General features: G+C 58.7%; 13 protein-coding genes. 2 read left to right on the top strand and 11 right to left on the bottom strand.

Annotation, left to right across the window (positions count from 1 at the left end):
• Nucleotides 1–111: 111 nt before the first annotated feature.
• The 7 genes from era to hrcA all read right to left on the bottom strand — a co-directional run bounded on the left by era (nucleotide 112) and on the right by hrcA (nucleotide 7,041).
• Nucleotides 112–1,119 (bottom strand): GTPase Era, encoded by a 1,008-nt coding sequence (era, locus tag Q0V70_RS08530; protein WP_297590740.1) that lies wholly within the window; start codon nucleotides 1,117–1,119, stop codon nucleotides 112–114.
• Nucleotides 1,120–1,161: 42 nt separating this feature from the next.
• Nucleotides 1,162–2,442 (bottom strand): hemolysin family protein, encoded by a 1,281-nt coding sequence (locus Q0V70_RS08525; protein WP_297590738.1) that lies wholly within the window; start codon nucleotides 2,440–2,442, stop codon nucleotides 1,162–1,164.
• 8 nt (nucleotides 2,443–2,450) lie between these two features.
• Nucleotides 2,451–2,903, bottom strand: coding sequence for an rRNA maturation RNase YbeY (ybeY, locus tag Q0V70_RS08520; protein ID WP_297590735.1), 453 nt, complete (start codon nucleotides 2,901–2,903; stop codon nucleotides 2,451–2,453).
• 2 nt (nucleotides 2,904–2,905) lie between these two features.
• A complete protein-coding gene (locus Q0V70_RS08515) occupies nucleotides 2,906–3,916 on the bottom strand; it encodes a PhoH family protein (protein WP_297590732.1) in 1,011 nt (336 codons plus the stop codon).
• A 2-nt stretch (nucleotides 3,917–3,918) separates the two neighbouring features.
• Nucleotides 3,919–4,815, bottom strand: coding sequence for a 16S rRNA (uracil(1498)-N(3))-methyltransferase (locus Q0V70_RS08510; protein WP_297590729.1), 897 nt, complete (start codon nucleotides 4,813–4,815; stop codon nucleotides 3,919–3,921).
• Complete coding sequence (gene dnaJ / locus Q0V70_RS08505; RefSeq protein WP_297590726.1) at nucleotides 4,812–5,933, bottom strand: molecular chaperone DnaJ; 1,122 nt, start codon at nucleotides 5,931–5,933, stop codon at nucleotides 4,812–4,814. The genes Q0V70_RS08510 and dnaJ overlap by 4 nt, the downstream gene beginning before the upstream one ends.
• Nucleotides 5,934–6,003: 70 nt before the next feature.
• Nucleotides 6,004–7,041: a heat-inducible transcriptional repressor HrcA gene (gene hrcA / locus Q0V70_RS08500; protein ID WP_297590723.1), complete on the bottom strand. Its 1,038-nt coding sequence runs from the start codon at nucleotides 7,039–7,041 to the stop codon at nucleotides 6,004–6,006.
• A gap of 199 nt (nucleotides 7,042–7,240) precedes the next feature.
• Here hrcA and Q0V70_RS08495 point away from each other — a divergent pair, with 199 nt between their 5' ends.
• Together Q0V70_RS08495 and Q0V70_RS08490 are read left to right on the top strand one after the other, a co-directional pair.
• Nucleotides 7,241–8,146, top strand: coding sequence for a hypothetical protein (locus Q0V70_RS08495; RefSeq protein WP_297590720.1), 906 nt, complete (start codon nucleotides 7,241–7,243; stop codon nucleotides 8,144–8,146).
• Nucleotides 8,143–9,294, top strand: coding sequence for a hypothetical protein (locus tag Q0V70_RS08490; protein WP_297590717.1), 1,152 nt, complete (start codon nucleotides 8,143–8,145; stop codon nucleotides 9,292–9,294). The genes Q0V70_RS08495 and Q0V70_RS08490 overlap by 4 nt, the downstream gene beginning before the upstream one ends.
• A 160-nt stretch (nucleotides 9,295–9,454) precedes the next feature.
• Here the strand turns inward: Q0V70_RS08490 and Q0V70_RS08485 are convergent, their stop codons facing one another.
• The 4 genes from Q0V70_RS08485 to lepA form a co-directional block, all read right to left on the bottom strand.
• Nucleotides 9,455–14,008 (bottom strand): cell wall-binding repeat-containing protein, encoded by a 4,554-nt coding sequence (locus tag Q0V70_RS08485; protein ID WP_297590714.1) that lies wholly within the window; start codon nucleotides 14,006–14,008, stop codon nucleotides 9,455–9,457.
• 646 nt (nucleotides 14,009–14,654) lie between these two features.
• Nucleotides 14,655–15,944: a radical SAM family heme chaperone HemW gene (gene hemW / locus Q0V70_RS08480; RefSeq protein WP_297590711.1), complete on the bottom strand. Its 1,290-nt coding sequence runs from the start codon at nucleotides 15,942–15,944 to the stop codon at nucleotides 14,655–14,657.
• Complete coding sequence (gene trmB, locus Q0V70_RS08475; protein WP_297590708.1) at nucleotides 15,944–16,891, bottom strand: tRNA (guanosine(46)-N7)-methyltransferase TrmB; 948 nt, start codon at nucleotides 16,889–16,891, stop codon at nucleotides 15,944–15,946. Before trmB ends, hemW begins: the two co-directional genes overlap by 1 nt.
• The gene (lepA, locus tag Q0V70_RS08470; protein ID WP_297590705.1) at nucleotides 16,891–18,741 is read right to left on the bottom strand and encodes a translation elongation factor 4; all 1,851 of its coding nucleotides are present in this window, start codon (nucleotides 18,739–18,741) and stop codon (nucleotides 16,891–16,893) included. Before lepA ends, trmB begins: the two co-directional genes overlap by 1 nt.
• Nucleotides 18,742–18,898: the final 157 nt, after the last annotated feature.

Raw genomic sequence — 18,898 nt, 5'->3', positions numbered from 1 at the left:
GCGTTGCGCGAGAATAATAAATATACCGTGATTTTGTATATCTTTTTTGTAACGATTGTAGTCTTGGCTACTACGTTGCAATAACGTGGCCTCGCGCGAGCGGTGCTACGCTCAGAAGCCCAGGCGGTTCAGCATTTTTGGATTGCGCTGCCATTCTTTGGCAGTGCGCACGTGCAGGTCCAAGTACACGTGGTGCCCCACCAGGGCTTCAATCTCCGGGCGGGCCTGAGTGCCGATTTCTTTGAGCCGAGAGCCTTTGCGCCCGATGATGATAGCTTTTTGGCTATCGCGTTCCACAAACAGGTTGACGTGAATCTTCCAGATTTCCCCGTTGCCGGAACGCCCCGGTTGCTTGATAATCTCTTCGACCTGGACCGCGAGGGAGTGCGGCAATTCCTGGCTGAGGCTCTCCAGGGCAGCTTCCCGAATCAGCTCGGAGATCATGGCGGTGTCGTCCTCATCGGTGACCTGGTCGCGCGGGTACAGCGGCGGCGACAGTGGCAGGCGTTGTCCCAGCAGGTCAATCAGCGTTTGCACCTGCGTGCCCTGCCGGGCTGAAATCGGCACAATTTCCGCAAAGTCATAGAGTTGCGAAACGGCCATAAGCTGCTCGGCGACCTGTTTGCGCGAGGCCACGTCAGTTTTGGTGACGACCGCAATAGCTGGGAAGTGCGCGGTTTTCAGTTGGGTGTCCACAATGCGCCGATCGCCTGGGCCGATGGGCTGGTCGGCGGGAACGCAAAAGACTGCTGCGTCGACTTCGGAAAACGCGTCCTCCACCATGTCGTTCAGCCGCTGCCCCAGCAGGGTGCGTGGCCGGTGAATGCCGGGAGTGTCCACCAAGATGAGCTGAAAATCAGGGCGATGCACGATTCCGCGCACCACCCGGCGCGTCGTCTCGGGCCGAGCCGAAGTAATGGCTATCTTGCGCCCCACCATCGCATTTATCAAAGTGGACTTACCCACGTTGGGCCGCCCAATGACGGCGGCGAACCCGGCACGAAAGTCCTCGGGCCAATCACGGGTGAACAGCCCCGCCGACCCCGCCGCCAAGTCTGGCGACCCCTCGTCGCCCGCAGCATCCAACGCATCCATATCCGGAAAATTCACGCTCTCCATTGTGTAAATCCTACTGTGTTTCGAATGTTCTGTCCGTGACCGCTAATCCTCATCCAACACCGGCGGGACAACCCGGACCGAGATGGCCGAAACCTGGCGGCGCCGCCCTTCTGCCTCTACCGCTCGCAGTTCCAGTCCGTCCACCGATGCAAAAGCCCCCACCAGCGGCACCACCCCGACCGCTTTCGTCAACAGGCCACCCACGGTATCCACGTCCTCATCGTCAATCTCGGTGTCCAGCAAATCGTTGAGGTCGACCAGAGGAAACCGCGCCGGAACGATCCAACTGCCATCGGGCTGCAGCTCAGGCTCTTTCTCGGCGTGGTCGTGTTCATCCGAGACTTCCCCGATAACCTCCTCGACCAGGTCCTCCAGGGTAACCAGCCCGGCGATGAGGCCATACTCGTCCACCAGCACCGCCATGTGGTAGCTGTTCTGTTGCATATCCCGCAAGGTGTCGTCGACCAGGTTCATCTCCGGGATGAACTTGGCTTCTCGCATGGCCTGTTCCGCGGTCATCTGGCGCGCGGCAGGATCGGAGTTGACGCGCCGTAATACATCTTTAAGGTATAGGATTCCGCGGATATCGTCGGCATCTTCGCCGATGACCGGCACCCGGGAATAGCTGGAACGGACGAATAAAGTCAACGCCTTGTCCAGGGTTTTTTCGGACTCAATCGTGACCATGTCTACGCGCGGCACCATAACTTCGCGTACCAGGGTTCGCCCCATTTCAAAAACTGACCAAATCATCTCGCGGTCCGCGTCCTCAATAGTGTCCGGCTCCCCCATCTGGTCCACCATTTCACGCAGGTCCTCGGCGACTTCATCGCGAGCTTCCTGGTCAGTCTGGCTCGATGGCCCCCGCGCGGTGCGCAGCAGCATCCCGAACGGTTTGCCTGCGTTCCAGGCCGTCATCAGGAACGGTGCCAGGTAGCGCACCGTCGTGTTCGGGTAGCGCCGCCCCAAACGATTCCACGGCAAAGTCAGTACCACCAGCAAGAACGTCCCCACGGCGACAACCAGAATCGCCACTAACCACCAGCTGAGAGGCAGCTGCGACCCCAACAGCGCCCCACAACCCACCGCCGCGGTCGTCACGAAAGTACGGCAGGCGCGCAAGCTCGCGAGTACCAAACGCCGATTCTCGGCTAACTGAGAAATTTTGCGGGCATGTTTCGCGCCTTCTTCGGCTAAATCTTCCGCCGAGGCGACACTCAGTCGCGACACGGCACCTTCTCCCAGGCTCAGCGGAACCGCCAGCCCGAAAGACACTGTCGCGATGAGCGTGAGGACCGCACCAGCCACGTCAGAAAACTGCATACGTGCCCCTATCCATTCGCCAGGAAATTCAGCAGCAATTTGCGCTGCAAGGTAAACATGGCTTTTTCTTCTTCCGGTTCAGCATGATCGAATCCCAGCAGGTGCAGCAATCCGTGTACCGTCAGCAGCAGCATTTCTTCAATAGGGGCATGTCCGGCATCGCGGGCCTGTTCAGCGGCAATGTCAGGGCACAGCACGATATCCCCCAGCACCCCGGCTTCGCTAGGCATCCCCTCGCGTCCCGGTGTCAACTCGTCCATCGGAAAGCTCAAGACATCGGTGGGTCCCGGCAAATCCATCCACTTTACGTGCAGGTCAGTCATGGTTTTAATATCCACGAACATAATGTTGACCTCGGCGGCGGGAGACACATAGAGCTGTTCCAGGCAATAGGACACCAGGTCGACGAACTCGCTCAGCTCCAGTTCCCACTCGGTTTCATTATTGATTTCCACACTCATGGTTATTCCCTTCCATAACTCTGGGGGCGGCGCGATACGGTTTGGCTTTCGTAGGAATCATAAGCGTTGATGATTTCGCCGACCAGCGAGTGACGCACCACGTCGGCAGCGCTCAAATAGCTGAACGCGATGTCGGGAACATCGCTGAGGATTTCGCTGACTTGCTTCAGCCCGGAGGGCTGCCGGGACGGCAGGTCTATCTGAGTGATGTCGCCAGTCACGACCATCTTGGAGCCAAAGCCCAAGCGGGTCAGGAACATCTTCATCTGTTCGCTGGTCGTGTTTTGTGCCTCGTCCAGGATGATGAAACTGCCGTTCAAGGTGCGTCCGCGCATATACGCCAGGGCGGCGACCTCGATGGTACCGTCGCTCATCATGCGGCTAATGGTGCCGGTATCGAGCATCTCGCGCAGGGCGTCATAGAGCGGGCGCAGGTAAGGGTCGATTTTATCCGTCAAGGTGCCGGGCAGAAATCCCAGAGTTTCTCCCGCTTCAACGGCCGGACGGGTCAAGATGAGTCGGGTCACTTCCCCTTCTAGCAACGCTTTTACGGCACGAGCCATCGCGAGGTAGGTTTTGCCGGTTCCGGCCGGTCCGATTCCGAAAGTGATGGTGTGGGAGTTGATGTCGTTAACGTAGCGGGCTTGGCCCTCCGTTTGGGGACGAATGACTTTTTCGCGGCTGACGAACACAGCCCGATACCGAGAGTCCGCAGCCCGGGTGGGCGGTTCCACCAGCGCGCGAGGGCCGGGGGCATGCCGGTTCGTTTGTAAACCATATTCCGGTATATTTAGTTTTTCGGGGTGCGTCTTGGTAAACAGCGCCCGTATGGCCTGGGCAGCAGGCTCCAGGTCCGGGTCAGGGCCTTGAATGAAAATCTGGTTCCCGGACACCCAAAAGTTGAGAGTGGGGAAGTCATTTTCCCATCGGTGCAGGTTGGCGTCATTCACCCCGAGGACTTCAATCATCGGGATTTCGTCAGGGACCTCAACAGCAGCGCGTTTCTGAGCCATGGTCACCTACTCTCCGTATTCCGCCAAGAGCCCAACCAGGATTGAATGACGGCCAGCGCAGCGGGACCGGCGGAAGAACAGCGCAGTACGGTCGGTCCCAGCAGCGCTGGACGCGCCCCGGCCTCGACGAAAGCCGCCAGCTCGGGTCCCGTAATCCCGCCTTCTGGCCCTACAATGACCACGATTTCCTCCGGGGTTTGCCCCGACTGCGCCAGGGGAACCAGCATATCGGCCAGATGTTCCTCGGCGACCTCGTGCAGGACGAAGACCGCGGCCCCACCGCGCACCATCGCCTCAACCTCAGAGAAAACCGTTTTCACCACCGGACGAGCCCACCGCGCTTCACCACCGCGACGCTCTAAGGAAATGTCCACACCGCTCTCCAGGTACTCCGACACTTCCGCCAGCCTCGCCTGACGCGACTGTTTCATCGCGGAAACCGCTAGGTTTCGCCACTTTTCTCGGCCTTTGGCACGTTTGGGCACGGTATCCCAGCGGGAGACCGAACGCGTGGCCCCCCAGGGGATGACTCGCCACGCCCCCATTTCAACCGCTGATTCCAGCGCTTGCATATCGCGTTTTTCCTTGGCCAACGCCTGAATCAGGGTGATGCGCAGAGCCGGTTGTGAATCCAGCACCGCATCTTCAATAAGCCGCAGCTGCAACCCCGAGTTCGCCGCCGCAATGACTTCCGCCCCGGCACGCCGGCCCAACCCGTCGACGACATCAACAACCTCACCCAACCGCAGCCGCTTGACCGTGGCATGATGCGCCTCCGCGCCGCCTATGGAAACTTCCTCGCCCTCGCGATAACCGTCTAAACCCGTAAAATTCGCGGCCAGTGACCCGCCCGTTTCCCCAGCGGTTTCACCGGAAAACCAAAACGCTTGCCGGGTCATTGCCGACCCTTACGGTGTGCTCCGCCAGTATTGCCAGACGAGCTCTCGGTGGGAACCGGGGATTCCTCGCCGCGCAGCCGTGCCAGTTCGCGGAGCAGCTCGCGTTGACGCTGGTCCAGGCCGGTGGGAACTTCGACATTGAGGTGTACATACAGGTCGCCGCGACCCTGACGGTGCAGTCGACCGACACCCAGACCTTTCATGACGATAACCGACTCGGGCTGAGATCCGGCATCGACATTGATTTTCTTGGTTCCATCGAGGGTTTCCAGAGAAAACTCCATCCCCAGCGCCGCCGCAGTCATAGGAATTCGTAAGGAAGTGTGTAGGTCATCGCCACGCCGCTGCAGGACTTCGTGGGGTAGCTCGTGAATCTCGACATACAAGTCGCCCGCCGAGCCCCCGGCAGGTCCCGCCTCGCCCTCGCCGGACAAGCGAATTCGAGTCCCGTTTTCCACCCCGGTGGGGATTTCCACCTTGATGTTACGCGTGGCGCGCACCCGGCCTTCCCCGGAGCAATCCGCACAAGGGCGCTCGATGATGGTGCCGTGGCCCTTGCAGGTCCCGCACGGGGCGGTCGTCATGACCTGGCCCAGGAAAGACCGCGCCATGCGCTGCACCGAACCGGTCCCGCCGCAGTTAGAACAGGTTTTCGGGCGAGTCCCTACCGCGCAACAGCTGCCTTTGCAGGTCTTGCATTTCACGAAGGTGTTAATTTTAATTTCCCGCTCGGTGCCGAACGTGACGTCTTTTAACTCCACGTCAATCGTGGTCAGGATGTCTTGGCCGCGTCCGCCGCGCGGGGTGGGGCCGCTGGTCGACGATGCGGCGCTAAAGAATTCGTTGAGGATATCGGCAAATCCAAATCCGGCGGCGTTCGCCCCGTTGAATCCGCTGAAGCCGCCCGAGCCGAACCCGGAACCGCCCAGGTCATATTGCTGGCGTTTCTCCGGGTTACCCAGCACGTCATAGGCGGCACTGACTTCTTTGAATTCTTCCTCGTGTTCGGGACCAGCCACGTCAGGGTGCAGTTTGCGCGCCAACTTGCGGTAGGCGTTCTTAATTTCGTCCTGCGTAGCGTTACGGCTCACACCGAGGGTTTCATAGTAGTCGCTCAAGGTTTTTCTTTCCTATTTGTCTCATTTGTCTGGCCGAGTCTCCCGGTCGTTTCCCCGGGTGGCTCTGGATTTACTGGTTTAAGATTCGTGACAGGTACCTCGCTACCGCCCGCACCGAACTCATCGAGCCGGGATAGTCCATCCGGGTGGGTCCGATGACTCCCACATGGGCTTGACCGGCACCGGCCGGAGCGTAGCTGGAGGATACGATGGCGGTTTCTTTCAGCACCTCGTGGCCGGATTCCTCGCCGATAATGACGTTTACCGGCTCGGCTTCGCGCATTTCACCGAATAGTTTCAGCAGTACGACCTGTTCTTCCAACGCTTCCACCAGGGCGGTCAGGGTTTCGGTGAACGCCCCGGAACGCGACAGATTCGCCATTCCCGCCATCACAATCCGTGTCTCGACCGCGCCTTGTTCCAGGGCGGCGGCAATGTTTTGTGCCAAGATGGTGGCGTTTTCCCGCAGGGCTTGATTGCCCACGGTAGCCAGCCATTCCTGCAAAGCCGCCCGTTGCGCAGCAATATCGGACTGGGAAAACACCGCGGTGAGCGGGGTGCCGATAGAACTGAGATCTGACTCGCTGACCTCGTGGGGCAGACTCACCAGAATCTGATCCACCCGTCCGGTTTCGGAAATAATGATGGCCAGCACTTTGCAGTCCGGCCCCGCCCCCAACCGCACCAGTTCCAGGTGCCGCAGCCCGGAGGGGTTGAACGCCGGGAACTCCACAACTGCCGTCTGGTGCGTCATCTGGGCCAAGAGGCGCACGGTGCGTTCCATCACGTCCTCCAGCCCCACCGCGGAGGTAAAGAATTCTGTAATGGCCTTTCTCTCCGGGGCGGAAAGCGGTTTGATAGCCTCGATTTGGTCCACAAAGTAGCGGTATCCCTTGTCGGTGGGGATACGACCCGCAGAAGTGTGGGGCTGGCGAATCAGGCCTTCTTCCTCCAGCTGGGCCATGTCGTTGCGTATAGTCGCGGCGGAAACTCCCAGCGAGTGCCGCTCTACCAGGGACTTTGAGCCGACCGGTTCTTGGGTTTCGACATAGTCGGAAACGATGGCCCGCAGCACCCCGAGACGTCGATTCGCCGCCTTGTCTGCCATCGTTCCTCCTGTTCCTATCCCTGAGATTGCCCAACCGTTAGCTTCCCGACTAACTCGCGTTAGCACTCACAACCTCCGATTGCTAATCTTACCCCGCTTCGGCACAAAACTCCCACCGCACGCCCCAAAAGACCGCAAGCCTCGCGGTTTTCCCCGCGCTTGTCCACACTTGCCTCCTTTGTCCTTGTAAAATCTAAACATGAGCCCAGATTTTTCATCTTCCTCACGTCCTGAACCGAGTGCGTCCCGTCCCGCGGCAAGCCAACAAAACGAAGCGAACCAGGCCCCTTCGGCCAGTTCGTCTGCTGTCAGTTCCGCTGATGCCGGAACCTCATCGCAAAACGTTTGGTTGAACTACACCGGGCTGGCCATGATGGTTCTGTCGGCGCTGGCTGCAGTTTTGGCCATTATTCACGGCGTGACCCGCTGGGCTCATTTGGGAAAGGGCGGGCTGTTTCTGGCTGCCCCGGAAACCTGGTTGAACCATCAGAATTCGCCGGCTTTAAAGCTCATGTTGGCGGTGGAACAGTACGCGGCGGTGCTGGCGGTATGGGCGGCGGTGGCCGCAATTATTGGGGCTTATCTAGCCTGGGGATTGCCCCGCCTGGCTTTTTCGGGCGCGCAGCCCCGATTCAGTGTGCTCCTGGAATCGCTGGCCACGATACTGTTTGCCCTGGTTATCCTGTTCCTCGGCGGTTACGCCTGCTTTGTGTCGGGTGGGCAGCCCCTGATGATTGTCGGGATTCCCCTGGCTATTCAATTCATTCCAATACTGATTTTAGGTCTAACTTTATTGGTCTTGGGGATTCGTTCGCTGGTCCTCCTGCTCAAGGCACTTTCCGATGATTCCGTCAGCTCGCCTTTACCTCGGCCGGTAATGAGCACTCGACCCAGCCAGACAACCCGAACCACCACGAAACCACAGCCTTCGGCACAGACTGCGGCAAAATCTGCAGCAAAGACCGCGGCGAAAACCGCGGGAGCTTCCCGCGGCACGCAACCTGCCCCGCAGCGCTTGAAAGTCACCTCCGTGAAACCGGGGACTACCGGACAACCCACTATCGTCCCCAAAGGAAAAACCCCGCGGAAAGGAGGCACCAAATGACCGGAACTATTGCCGCCCTGATTGTCATCATCCTGGCTGCGGTCCTGCTACTGGCCCGGGTGCCCGTCATTTTTGCCCTCGGCCTGCCGTCTCTGGTCGGCACCCTCATCGTTACCGCAAGCCCTGACTCACTGCTTTCAGCCAGTTTGAGCGTTGTCACGCCCTTCGCTAACTTCAATTTTGTGGGCCTCCTCATCTGGGGCGGTGTGGCCGGAACTCTCATCGAGTCCGGGCTGATGGAGAAGTATTTCACCGCTCTGCACATCGTCTGCGGACGCCAAGTCACCCCGGCTCGGCGCGAGTCTTGGAGCAACTCGATTCAAGGACTGCCGATGACTACGGTGGCCCTGCTGATCACGGCCGGAACTATCGTCTATGCCGACAACCATTTCCTACTGTTCCAGATGCTGCTGGTGCTGATACCGACGGCGTTGCTGGCCGGGAGCGCGGCGGTATTCTCAGCTCCAAAAATCAGCCAGATGACTTTGAAGAAAATGCGTTCCACGGACGGGGAATCCTGGAAGACGACCGCCAAAGCGACCGCGGAGGTCTCGGAGGACGGCTCTACCCGCCGTTCGTCCTCACGCACCCAATCCTTGCGTCAACTCATCTTTCCGATTGTGATGGTTGTGGTGACTTTCTTGCTGCTGCTGATTTCTCCGTGGGGAATCGTGGAGCTGGGCGCTGTGGTCTGGGTTGCGGTACTGGTCGCAGCCTTTTTGAGCGCGCCTCGTCCACACTGGCTACAGGACGCCGGAGTGCGGACGCTGCTGATTGTTGCTTACGTGGCTTCGACCGTGGCCGGAGCCTGGTGGCTGGCGGGGTTCCTGAAAGTCGCCCTGCCGGCTCCCCGCAACTTCCTGGCCGGAGGCGGTGCCTCCATGATGATACTGCTGGCTTTTACCCTGGTTCTGTCCATAGTGGCCGGGGAAATCATTGGTTCCGAAGCGGGGGCGACCCTGGCTGTAGGGGTGACGGCGCCATTCCTGCTGGTGGCTTTTGATGCGGACGTGGCTATGCGAACGGCCTCCGCCATCCTGACTTCCCTGTTGGTGGCCACGGCCATCCTGGGCGGGATTCTGGCCCGCATTTTGCCGCCTCACAACTCGCCGTTCCCGCTCACGCCCTCTCCCCTCACCAAGGACTAAACGCTCGGCTACAACGCGTACTCGCCTACAGTGCACGCTCGGCTACCACAGCCGGGAGCGAACCCGGCACCAACTACCAGCATTCCGGTCTTGTGACCCCTAATGATGGCAAATGCAATCCGGCCGGATGGTTGCCCACCCGGCCGGATAATCTGTCTCATCAGGAGAATGTCGGATTAGGATACGGCATGCTCGCCGCGGTTGGAGAACCCGTGTTTATCAGGTGTGCCAACTCGCTGATGGAACTCACGCCCATCTTATTGAACACGTCCTGCATCGAGTTTCCGGACCTCAGCAGGCTCTGGACATAATCCAGAGAGTTGTTTGTTCCAGCGCTGGCCGGAGTGCGCATCCCAGCAGCCGCCCGGCTCGGAGTACTGTAGCGACGCAAAGCGCTTTGAGCCTTCTGGTTCTCCTTCTCTATTTCGGCCAGAGCATCCCAATCGCCCTTCTTAATGGCTTCGAGTTTCCGTTCTTGCAGCTCGGCCAGTTTCGCCTCCGCAGCCGCCTTCACTTCCTCGCGTTCCTTCAGTGTTCCGGTCACGTTGACGGAATCTGGGTTTTCCAGAGCCGCGCCGTTGACCAGTTCGGCCACCTTCGCGCTGACCGCTCCCGGACCACCAACCACGATGGTCTTATTCGAGCCGTAGCGCCGCAACGCCTGGTAAGAGGACGGAGGCAGTTCTTCGGTCTTGGTCAACACCAAAGCCGCATTTTGATCCACGGCCAAAGCACCACCGGACAAAGCATCCGGGAAGTCCTGACCGGTGACCAGCACCGCCGCGGTCGTTCCCGCCTGCGTACCCGAGGTGAGAGCCGCGGTCTCGTAACGATCCTTGCCCATAATCGGTTTAATATTCACCGACATGGTCGTAGGCCACGGGGTGTTCCGGACGGCATGCACTGCCGGACCACCAACCGCCGTAATCGTCAACGGGCGGGTCTGACCCAACGCCGAGATATAGCCGAAGGTATTCGGATCCAAAGTTTTACCCTTGCTCAACAGCATCAGGGAACCGGTGCGTCCAGCGGCAGCCCCGGCAACCAAAGCATCCGGGAAACCGACACCGTCAGCAATGTACAGGTTCAAAGGCTTCCGGGGGGCAGCACCCACCAGCGGTTCAGTCATCTGGTTTACAGACACAGCGGTGCTAAAGCGATCCGGCCCGGCAATGCGGTGTACCGTCATCCCCGCCTCGTTCAGTTCGAACTCGTCGTAGGGGTTCATCGGCACCTGACCGCCGACCAGATAGATGTTCTTCTTTCCGGAGACCTTCAGCTGATCCAGCAGCGCTGGTTCCAGACCGGTCTTCCACGTGGTCAACAGGACCGGGGCGTGCAGAGCCGCGGCCAGCGGGGTGGCGGACAAGCCGTCAGCATGAACGTTGCCATCCACCAGGACTACCGAGTCGCCGGGGAACTTACCCATCTTCCAGGCGGCAATAGCCGTGAGCACCCGGTCGGAACCATCGGCACGCAGCGTGTTCTTGGACAACGCCCGAGCCAGACGTTCCTTGTCCTGCTCGTCCTTCTTCTTGTCCTTTTCGGACTTGGCCTTCTTGTCCTTTTCTTCAGCCTTCTTCTTGGCTTCTTCAGCGGCCTTCTTCTTATCGGCTTCTGCCTTCTCTAAGGCGGCAGCCTTTTCTTCAGCGGCCTTCTGTTTCGCCAAAGCCTCCTCGTAGGCCTTCTTTTGTTTCTCGGTCATGCCCCAAGTCGGGTCGGGATCTTTATCCTTCGGCACGTTGCCATCCACCACGGCTTGGCCATAGTTCTTAATCTTGTCCAGTGCATTTGTGGCATCTTCCAAGGAACGCAGAATGTCGGTCAAGTTAGCGTAAGCGTTGCTGGCCTTCTTTAACAGGGACTCCATCTTGGCGGCAGTATTTGCGTCAGCCAAGTCATTTTGCACTTCAGCCAGGTTAGCCAAATCAGATTCGGCACCCCCGTAGGACAGCTTGGCGTCGTTGTACTTCTTAACAGCCTCTTTGTAGCCCTTCTTGTCCATTTGGATTTTAACTTCCTGAGGCAGGGACGCATAGAGCTTCTCCAGTTCGTTCCACGACTCTTGCATCTTGCCGTGCTGGGTACGAATCTTGGTTCCCAGGTCAGTCTGTTTCTTCAGGATGTCAATGATTTCCTGCTGCATCTGCTGTTTGTCGGAATCGTTCAGGCTTTCACCCTTTTGCAGCATTTCTGTCATGCGCTTCATATTCCAGATTTGGTAACGCGATTCCAGCATGATGGGTACAGCCTTGTTCAGGTAATCTTTAATCCCCGCTAGGTCACGATCCATCTTTGCATCCGCAGCACCGGGTTTAAGGTAGGAATCCTTCGGATCTACCTTGAGGATTTCCTCCTCCGCGGCACTCAGCTTATCTTCCGGCACTAGGGGCCTGGGATAGTCTGGCGCATCGCAAATAATCTCGGAAGGCTGGGTAGGATTGGGATGGCAATGCGAAGCATTATCAGCTTTGATGTCAGCGTTTTCAGCTACAGCCTTTTCATAGAGATACTTCTTTTTCTTGGCTTCCAGGTATTTGTCCAAGGCAGCTTCGAACGCCTTCTGCTTCGCGGTGTCCTCACCAATCCACTTGTCCTGAGCAGCTTTGACCATGCTGGCGGTATTGGCCAGACCATTCTTGGTAGCGTTTTCAGCATCCAAAATGACCGGATCGAGACCCTTGACAATCTGATCTTCCAGGTCTTTCAACACTTCCCAAGCCGAAGTTTTTGCGTCAGCTTCTTGCTGAGCTACCTTCGTGGCAGCCTGCGCATCTTCGTACTCTTTCTTGGCCTGTTGATCAGCAATATCAACATTGAACAGCTGACGTTTCTTTTCCTCCAGTTTTTTAGCCTTATCTAATTCCTGGTCGGCCAAATTCTTTTCCATTTCAGCTTGCTTGACACGCTGGGTAATCTTGTCCTTTTCGGCCTGGTATGCCGCCCGGTCAGCCACGGAACGCTTGAACAGCATCGACATATCGAGGGTGTCTTCCCCTTCTGTTGATTGACAGTATTGTGACCATGTCATTGGGTCAGTAGCCATGTTCGGGAAATACAGGGGATCGTCTACAGTCGTAAGGCCATAAACCGGGGCGTGCATGGGGTCAGGTGCTGGCGGAACGATTTTGTAAACCCAAGCTGGGTCATTACCCACCGCCTCGTTGTAGCTTTTGACCAAATTGGCTGCGTCGGTCGCTGCTTCAGCCGAGCGCTTATCCAATTTATCCAGAATAGGAGTTCTCTTTGTGGTGGAGTTAAATTCGGTGTCTGCTTTCTTCTTAGCATTTTGGGCAGCTTTATAATCCTTTTCGGCTGCCTCATAAGCCTCTTTAAAAGGCTTAAAATTAGACTCTGCCCTACCCCAAGCAGCTTTCTCTGTCTTGAAAGTGTCTTCCGCCTGCTTCCACGCAGTCCGAGCCGCGCTATAGGCGACCAAAGCGGCCGCCTTTGCAGTGTCATCGATTAAACCCTCATCATAGTCATTCTGAGCTTGAGTCCAGTCTTCCTCAGCTTTTTGCCAAACCAACGCAGCCGCGTCATGTGTTGCTTTGGCTGCTTCATACTTCGTTTTGGCCGTATCATAAGTTGGTTTCTCTTTGTCGTACTTTGCTTTGGCACCATCGGGCGCTAAATACTTGTCTTCTGCCTTTTTAAAGTCGGCTTTAGCTGCGTCGTGAACAGCGGTCTCTACATCGTTGGCCGGAGCGGAGCACAGCATATCCCGCAAGTTTTTGTATTGAGCCGCCAGAGCCGCCTCGGTTTCAGCGTCCTTCGCATTGACCAAAACAGGCGGGGTGTGGTCGCGGAAAATCTGGTCCGCAATGCTTGGTTCACCGGCATCCAGGAACACCGCGTCGCCCGCAGCATCGTAGCCCACCAGGATACCCCGTAGCTTGCCGTCCCCCGTCAGCACGGGCGTACCGAGTTCCTTATTGACTTCTTTTGCCGGACGCCATCCCGCTAGGGCAAAAGCCGGAACCACCCCGTTTTTGTCGTTGATTCCCGGCATATCCAGCTTCGGGATAGTCCTGTTTTGATCCAAGAAAGTCTGCCACGACTGGGGAGAACTGTAGTATCCCTTCCCGCCACCGAGATAGTAGGCGATGCGCAAATCAGAACTGGTGATGTTCTTGGTGAACGAACCCGGATGAGGCACAAAGTCGGTCGATTCCCAACCCACCATGTTCAAGCCATCGCCATCCTTGGCCATGCCCTCAGCTTTCGTCACCGGAGTGATTCCCTCTACCGGACGATCCAGCTGTACCACTGCCAAGCCCAGAGTGGTGGGATTGAACGGTTCGACACGCACGGAGAAATACACGCGCTTATCCGCATTCGTATTGCTCACAGCATCCTTACCGAAGGTAATCCGCGCGGTCTGTTGAGCTAAGGCCTCCATAGTGGAGTTTTTGCGATTAAACACGTCCTTGTACGGGTCATTCGAGAACGAGAAACAGTCGTTCGAGGTCAGCACTTCGTCAGGCTTTGTCAGCACACCTGTACAGCTCCGATACGCCAGGGTGGAAGCTCCTGGGACAGGGACTTGCAATAGGGCCACCGCCTGACCATTTTGACCCAGGTCCTGGGTTTGAAAGTTCCCCCCGCTAATAGCATTGGCCGGGGCGACACCCGTAAAAGCTAAACCAGCCGCAAACAGACCCACAATGCCCGCGCGGCGCATCTTCTTCACAACGTGGCTGTATGTCTCCACTTTATCCTCCTCGAATACCATCCATGGATTCGCGCACTGCCCCTTCCGGACGGGGTCAGCACAGTGTTCCGAACACTCATGTAATTTGTTCGGCTACACACGTCCAATTCTGAGCCTTTTGGCTTCATTTCAGCGAAACCTCGCATACATTCCAGTGATTTTCCATAATTGCAGGTCAGCGCCTCAAAGCGCTGGTCACAGGGTCGCTAACGAGCAAATCTTTTTTTTGCTTTACCAAATCTTGACCACCATGTCCGAACAAATCCTGCCCGCAGCCCCGCTCTCCACCACGCGGTGCTTAGTTTCGCAGGGCCGCTAACGGAACGACCATCACCCCACCCGCCCGAGTGTACATGACCTCTCCATACAGAGTTTTTCGCTAGTTTTATCCATAGTTTTTCGCTAGTTTTATCCATAGTTTTTCGCCAGTTTTATCCAGAGTTTTTCACCGGACGCGGCGAGGATGTTCAGGCGCCCGCACCCCGCCAGACACTATAAGACCACGTCAACCGGTCTTTGGCGCCCCTTTGCGCCTGGTACTTAACCCGAACTTCCCACTTAACGTAACACTTGGGGAAGTTAAGTGGGATGTTAAGTGGGAAGTTCGACTGCGGTGTGTCGCGAACGTTCACAGCCGGGCCGCCCTCTATGACACCCCCGCCAGGCGTTGAATGACCGTGTCGGCCAGCAGTCGGCCGCGCCGGGTCAGCACCGCTCGACCCGCGCCGCTGGCCGAAGTATAGGGTAGCAGCGCGTCGTCCAGCAAGCCTTCCCCAGCTAACTCGTGCACCTCACGAAGCAGCGCCGCCGCGTCGACCCCGAACTCTCGGGCATATTCACCCAAGTCCAGGCCCTGACGCAGGCGCAGATTCAGCAGGAGTTTTTCCAGGCGGGCGCTTTCGCCGGTGATGATTTCCTGGCCGTCAACAGGCCGGTGGCCCGCCTGCAGGGACTGCATCCACTTCGCGGGGTGTCGCAGGTTCCAAAATCGCGTGCTGCCCAGGTGGGAGTGGGCGCCGGGCCCGAAACCGTACCAATCTTGGTCACGCCAATAGGCCAGGTTGTGACGGCATTCGTGGCCCGGGCGCGCCCAGTTGGAAATCTCGTACCATTCCAGGCCCGCCGCGCTGAGCGTCTCATCAGCCAACTCGTATTTATCCGCTTGATCGTCGGGGTCTACCGGGGCAATTTCACCCTGCGCGAGGGCGCGTCCCAGCGCGGTGCCCGGCTCGATAACCAGGGCGTAGCAGGACACGTGGTCCACCCCTAGCTCCAGTGCGGCATCCAGAGACGCCCACCAATCCGCCAAGCTCTCTGTCGGCGTGCCATAGATGAGGTCCACGCTGACCTCGAGCCCTTGCGCACGCGCCGCCCGCACGCCTGCCACCAGGTGCTTTTGCTGATGCGTCCGGTCCAAAGTCGCCAACACGGCGGGAATGGCCGACTGCATTCCAAAAGACACCCGCGTAAAACCGCCCGCCGCCAGGGCTTCTAAATACTGCGGCGTCACCGTGTCGGGGTTTGCCTCGGTCGTTACTTCCGCCTCGGGTGCCAGCCCGAAAGCCTCGCTCAGGCCGCGCAAGACTCGGACCAAATCGGTAGCCGGTAAGACTGTTGGGGTTCCCCCGCCAAAGAACACGCTGGTCAGGGCGCGACCGTCCTGGTTAACAGCACCAACACCACCGACACCACCGGGGCCGACGCCACCGACACCGCCCTTGTGACCCCCGTCCTGGTGACCCAAGTCCCGGCGCACTGCCTCAGCGCCGGAACAATCCGGCGCATACAGGCCGACTTCACGGAGCAACGCCGCAGCGTAGCCCTCCACGCCGGGCCCCAGCGACAGGTTCGAGTACGTATTGAAATCGCAATAGCCGCAACGCCGCAGGCAGTACGGCACATGCACGTAAGCACAGAGCGTGCGCGGCGAACTCATCAGGCTTCGTCCGCCCCATACCACGGCTCGCTGGGCGTAAATCCGGACTCGGCGGGCTTCTCCGTGGCGCTAACCCGCCCCAAACGGGCCGTCACCTGGAACGACGCCGCCTGTTCACGTTCTTCCGCCGAGCCGCGCGCCAGGCGCACCACACACAAATCATGCACGTCACGGCCTTCTCGGGCGGCCCGGCGCTCGAACGCCGTCACCACCCGACCGTCGAAACGTGGCGCAAAACCGCCGCGCTGGCCCCGTGGATCGTTGACATCGGGACGCTGGCCAACGTGCGGGTTAGACAATCCGAGGGTGGACTCAACCACGTCACGCTGCTGCCAAGCGTAGTCGTCCCAATCGGTCGCCAGGCGCCACCGCCCCCCGTCTTCCAGCAGCCGGGCGACGATGGCCGCAAACTCCGGCGCCACCAGACGCCGCTTGTGATGGCGAGTTTTCGGCCACGGGTCAGCGAAAAACGTCCACATCTCGTGTACCGTCGCCTCACCCAGCAGAATGGGCAGAGCTTGCAGGGCGTCGACGTCCGCGACTTTCAGATTGGGCAAGCCGTCGTAGTTGCGCACGGCGGAGGACACGATTTTCGCCACCCCCGGCAGCCACACTTCAAATCCCAAGTAATTATTTTCCGGGTGCAGCGCGGCAGCGTGAGTGATTTGCTCACCGTTACCGCAGCCGACCTCGACAATGAGTGGAGCTTCGCGGCCAAACACGAAGCGGGGGTCCAAGCGCTCCCCCTCGGCCGCCATCGTCGGCCCTGCCCCGCGTTTCACGTCCAACAGGTAGGCGTCTTTGTACTTTTCAAACGTCTGTTCCAGAGTTTGGCCCATGCGGTCCCCGCGCCGAGCAAAGGTTCTGACCCGCGGGTAAGGCCGCTGGCGGTCAGGAGTTTCGTCGTTCCCACCGGACTGGGCGTCGGCTCGAATCGTTTTGCCCATTATTTTTTCGGCTCCTCGTTGGAAAGCGCGGCGATGAAGGCCTCTTGGGGAACCTCAACACGCCCGATGGCTTTCATGCGTTTCTTGCCGGCCTTTTGCTTTTCCAGCAGTTTGCGTTTCCGGCTGATGTCGCCGCCGTAGCACTTGGCGAGCATGTCTTTGCGCAGCGCCCGAATGTTTTCCCGGGCGATGATGCGAGTGCCGATAGCGGCCTGGATAGGCACCTCGAACTGTTGGCGCGGAATGAGTTTGCGCAGCTTCGTCGCCATCGCGGTCCCGTAACTGTAGGCATTGTCCTTGTGAACAATGGCGGAAAACGCGTCAACCTGTTCCCCGTTCAGCAAAATGTCCACCCGCACCAGGTCGGCCGGAGCCGTCCCGTCCAGGTGGTAATCCAGCGAGGCGTAACCTTTGGTGCGGGACTTCAGCTGATCAAAGAAGTCGTAAACAATCTCGCCCAGCGGCAGGGTGTAGTGCAGTTCCACCCGATCCGAGCTCAGGTACTCCATATTCTTCATGGCGCCGCGCCGATCCTGGCACAGTTCCATGACCGGACCGACAAAGTCCGAGGGCGTCAGGATGGTCGCGGCCACCACCGGCTCGCGCACTTCCTTAATCTTTCCTTCGGGGAACTCAGAAGGGTTCATGACGTGAGTTTCCGTGCCGTCTTCCGCCACCACCACGTATTCCACGTTCGGGGCGGTAGAAATCAGCACCAGATCAAACTCGCGTTCCAGACGCTCGCGAATAATCTCGAGGTGCAGCAAACCCAAGAAACCGCAACGGAAACCCGACCCCAGGGCGGCCGATGATTCCGGTTCAAAAGTCAACGACGCATCGTTGAGCTTCAGCTTGTCCAGCGCGTCACGCAACACCGGGAAATCGGTTCCGTCAATCGGGTACAGCCCCGAAAACACCATCGGCATCGGGTCGCGGTAGCCCGGCAAAGGTTCGCGAGCGCCCTTTTCCGCAGAAGTGACGGTGTCGCCCACGCGGGATTGGCGCACGTCTTTCACCCCGGTAATGAGGTAGCCGACTTCGCCCGCCCCGATACCTTTTGTGGGAATCGGATCCGGGCTGATGACGCCGAGTTCCAGCAGTTCGTGGGTGGTGCCGGTGGACATCATGTTGATTTTCTGGCGGGCATTGAGCGTTCCGTCCATGACGCGCACGTAGGTCACGACCCCGCGATACGTGTCATAAACCGAGTCAAAAATAAGTGCGCGGGTCGGGGCGTCGGGTTGTCCGGAGGGCGGCGGGACCTGGGAGACGATTTCGTCCAGCAGAGCCTGTACGCCCTCCCCGGTCTTACCCGAGACCTGCAAGCAGTCCTCGGGCTGGCACCCGATGAGGTTCGCCAGTTCTTCGGCGTGCTTTTCCGGCATCGCGCCGGGCAGGTCAATCTTGTTCAGCACCGGGATAATGGTCAAGTCCCCCTCCAAGGCCAGGTAGAGGTTCGCCAGGGTTTGCGCCTCGATGCCTTGGGAGGCGTCCACCAGCAGGACCGCCCCTTCACAAGCCGCGAGCGAACGCGAGACTTCATAGGTAAAGTCCACGTGACCTGGGGTGTCAATCATGTTTAGGGCGTAGGCTGTGTCGCCTACCTGCCAGGGCATCCGCACGGCTTGGGATTTAATGGTGATGCCGCGTTCGCGTTCAATGTCCATCCGGTCCAGGTATTGGGCACGCATCTCACGGTCCGATACGACACCGGTTAGCTGCAGCATCCGATCCGCCAGCGTCGACTTGCCGTGGTCAATGTGGGCGATAATCGAAAAGTTACGAATCAGGGACGGGTCGGTGGCGGCGGGCGCAATCGACTGTGACAGGGCATCACCAGGAATGGGCATGGACTTCCTTATCTTTCTCGCTAGACATTCCATTTTGTCATTTTTCCCCCGTTTGCCCAATCTTTAGCGGGCTGTAAGGGGCTGGGTCTCCCGCCACGAAGTTTACCGGAGGACTTTCGCGCACAAGTTTCGGCAATCGCCCTGGCTGTTGCCCGGT

Origin of the sequence: uncultured Mobiluncus sp., assembly GCF_947087965.1 — a bacterium.
Lineage (GTDB): Bacteria > Actinomycetota > Actinomycetes > Actinomycetales > Actinomycetaceae > Mobiluncus.
This window is presented reverse-complemented; position numbering and strand designations above follow the sequence as displayed.

Bases quoted from the DNA above. Each gene is read 5' to 3' on its own strand.
- era (WP_297590740.1), bottom strand. From the start codon at position 1,119: ATGGAGAGCGTGAATTTTCCGGATATGGATGCGTTGGATGCTGCGGGC.
- Q0V70_RS08525 (WP_297590738.1), bottom strand. From the start codon at position 2,442: ATGCAGTTTTCTGACGTGGCTGGTGCGGTCCTCACGCTCATCGCGACA.
- ybeY (WP_297590735.1), bottom strand. From the start codon at position 2,903: ATGAGTGTGGAAATCAATAATGAAACCGAGTGGGAACTGGAGCTGAGC.
- Q0V70_RS08515 (WP_297590732.1), bottom strand. From the start codon at position 3,916: ATGGCTCAGAAACGCGCTGCTGTTGAGGTCCCTGACGAAATCCCGATG.
- Q0V70_RS08510 (WP_297590729.1), bottom strand. From the start codon at position 4,815: ATGACCCGGCAAGCGTTTTGGTTTTCCGGTGAAACCGCTGGGGAAACG.
- hrcA (WP_297590723.1), bottom strand. From the start codon at position 7,041: ATGGCAGACAAGGCGGCGAATCGACGTCTCGGGGTGCTGCGGGCCATC.
- Q0V70_RS08495 (WP_297590720.1), top strand. From the start codon at position 7,241: ATGAGCCCAGATTTTTCATCTTCCTCACGTCCTGAACCGAGTGCGTCC.
- Q0V70_RS08490 (WP_297590717.1), top strand. From the start codon at position 8,143: ATGACCGGAACTATTGCCGCCCTGATTGTCATCATCCTGGCTGCGGTC.
- hemW (WP_297590711.1), bottom strand. From the start codon at position 15,944: ATGAGTTCGCCGCGCACGCTCTGTGCTTACGTGCATGTGCCGTACTGC.
- trmB (WP_297590708.1), bottom strand. From the start codon at position 16,891: ATGGGCAAAACGATTCGAGCCGACGCCCAGTCCGGTGGGAACGACGAA.
- lepA (WP_297590705.1), bottom strand. From the start codon at position 18,741: ATGCCCATTCCTGGTGATGCCCTGTCACAGTCGATTGCGCCCGCCGCC.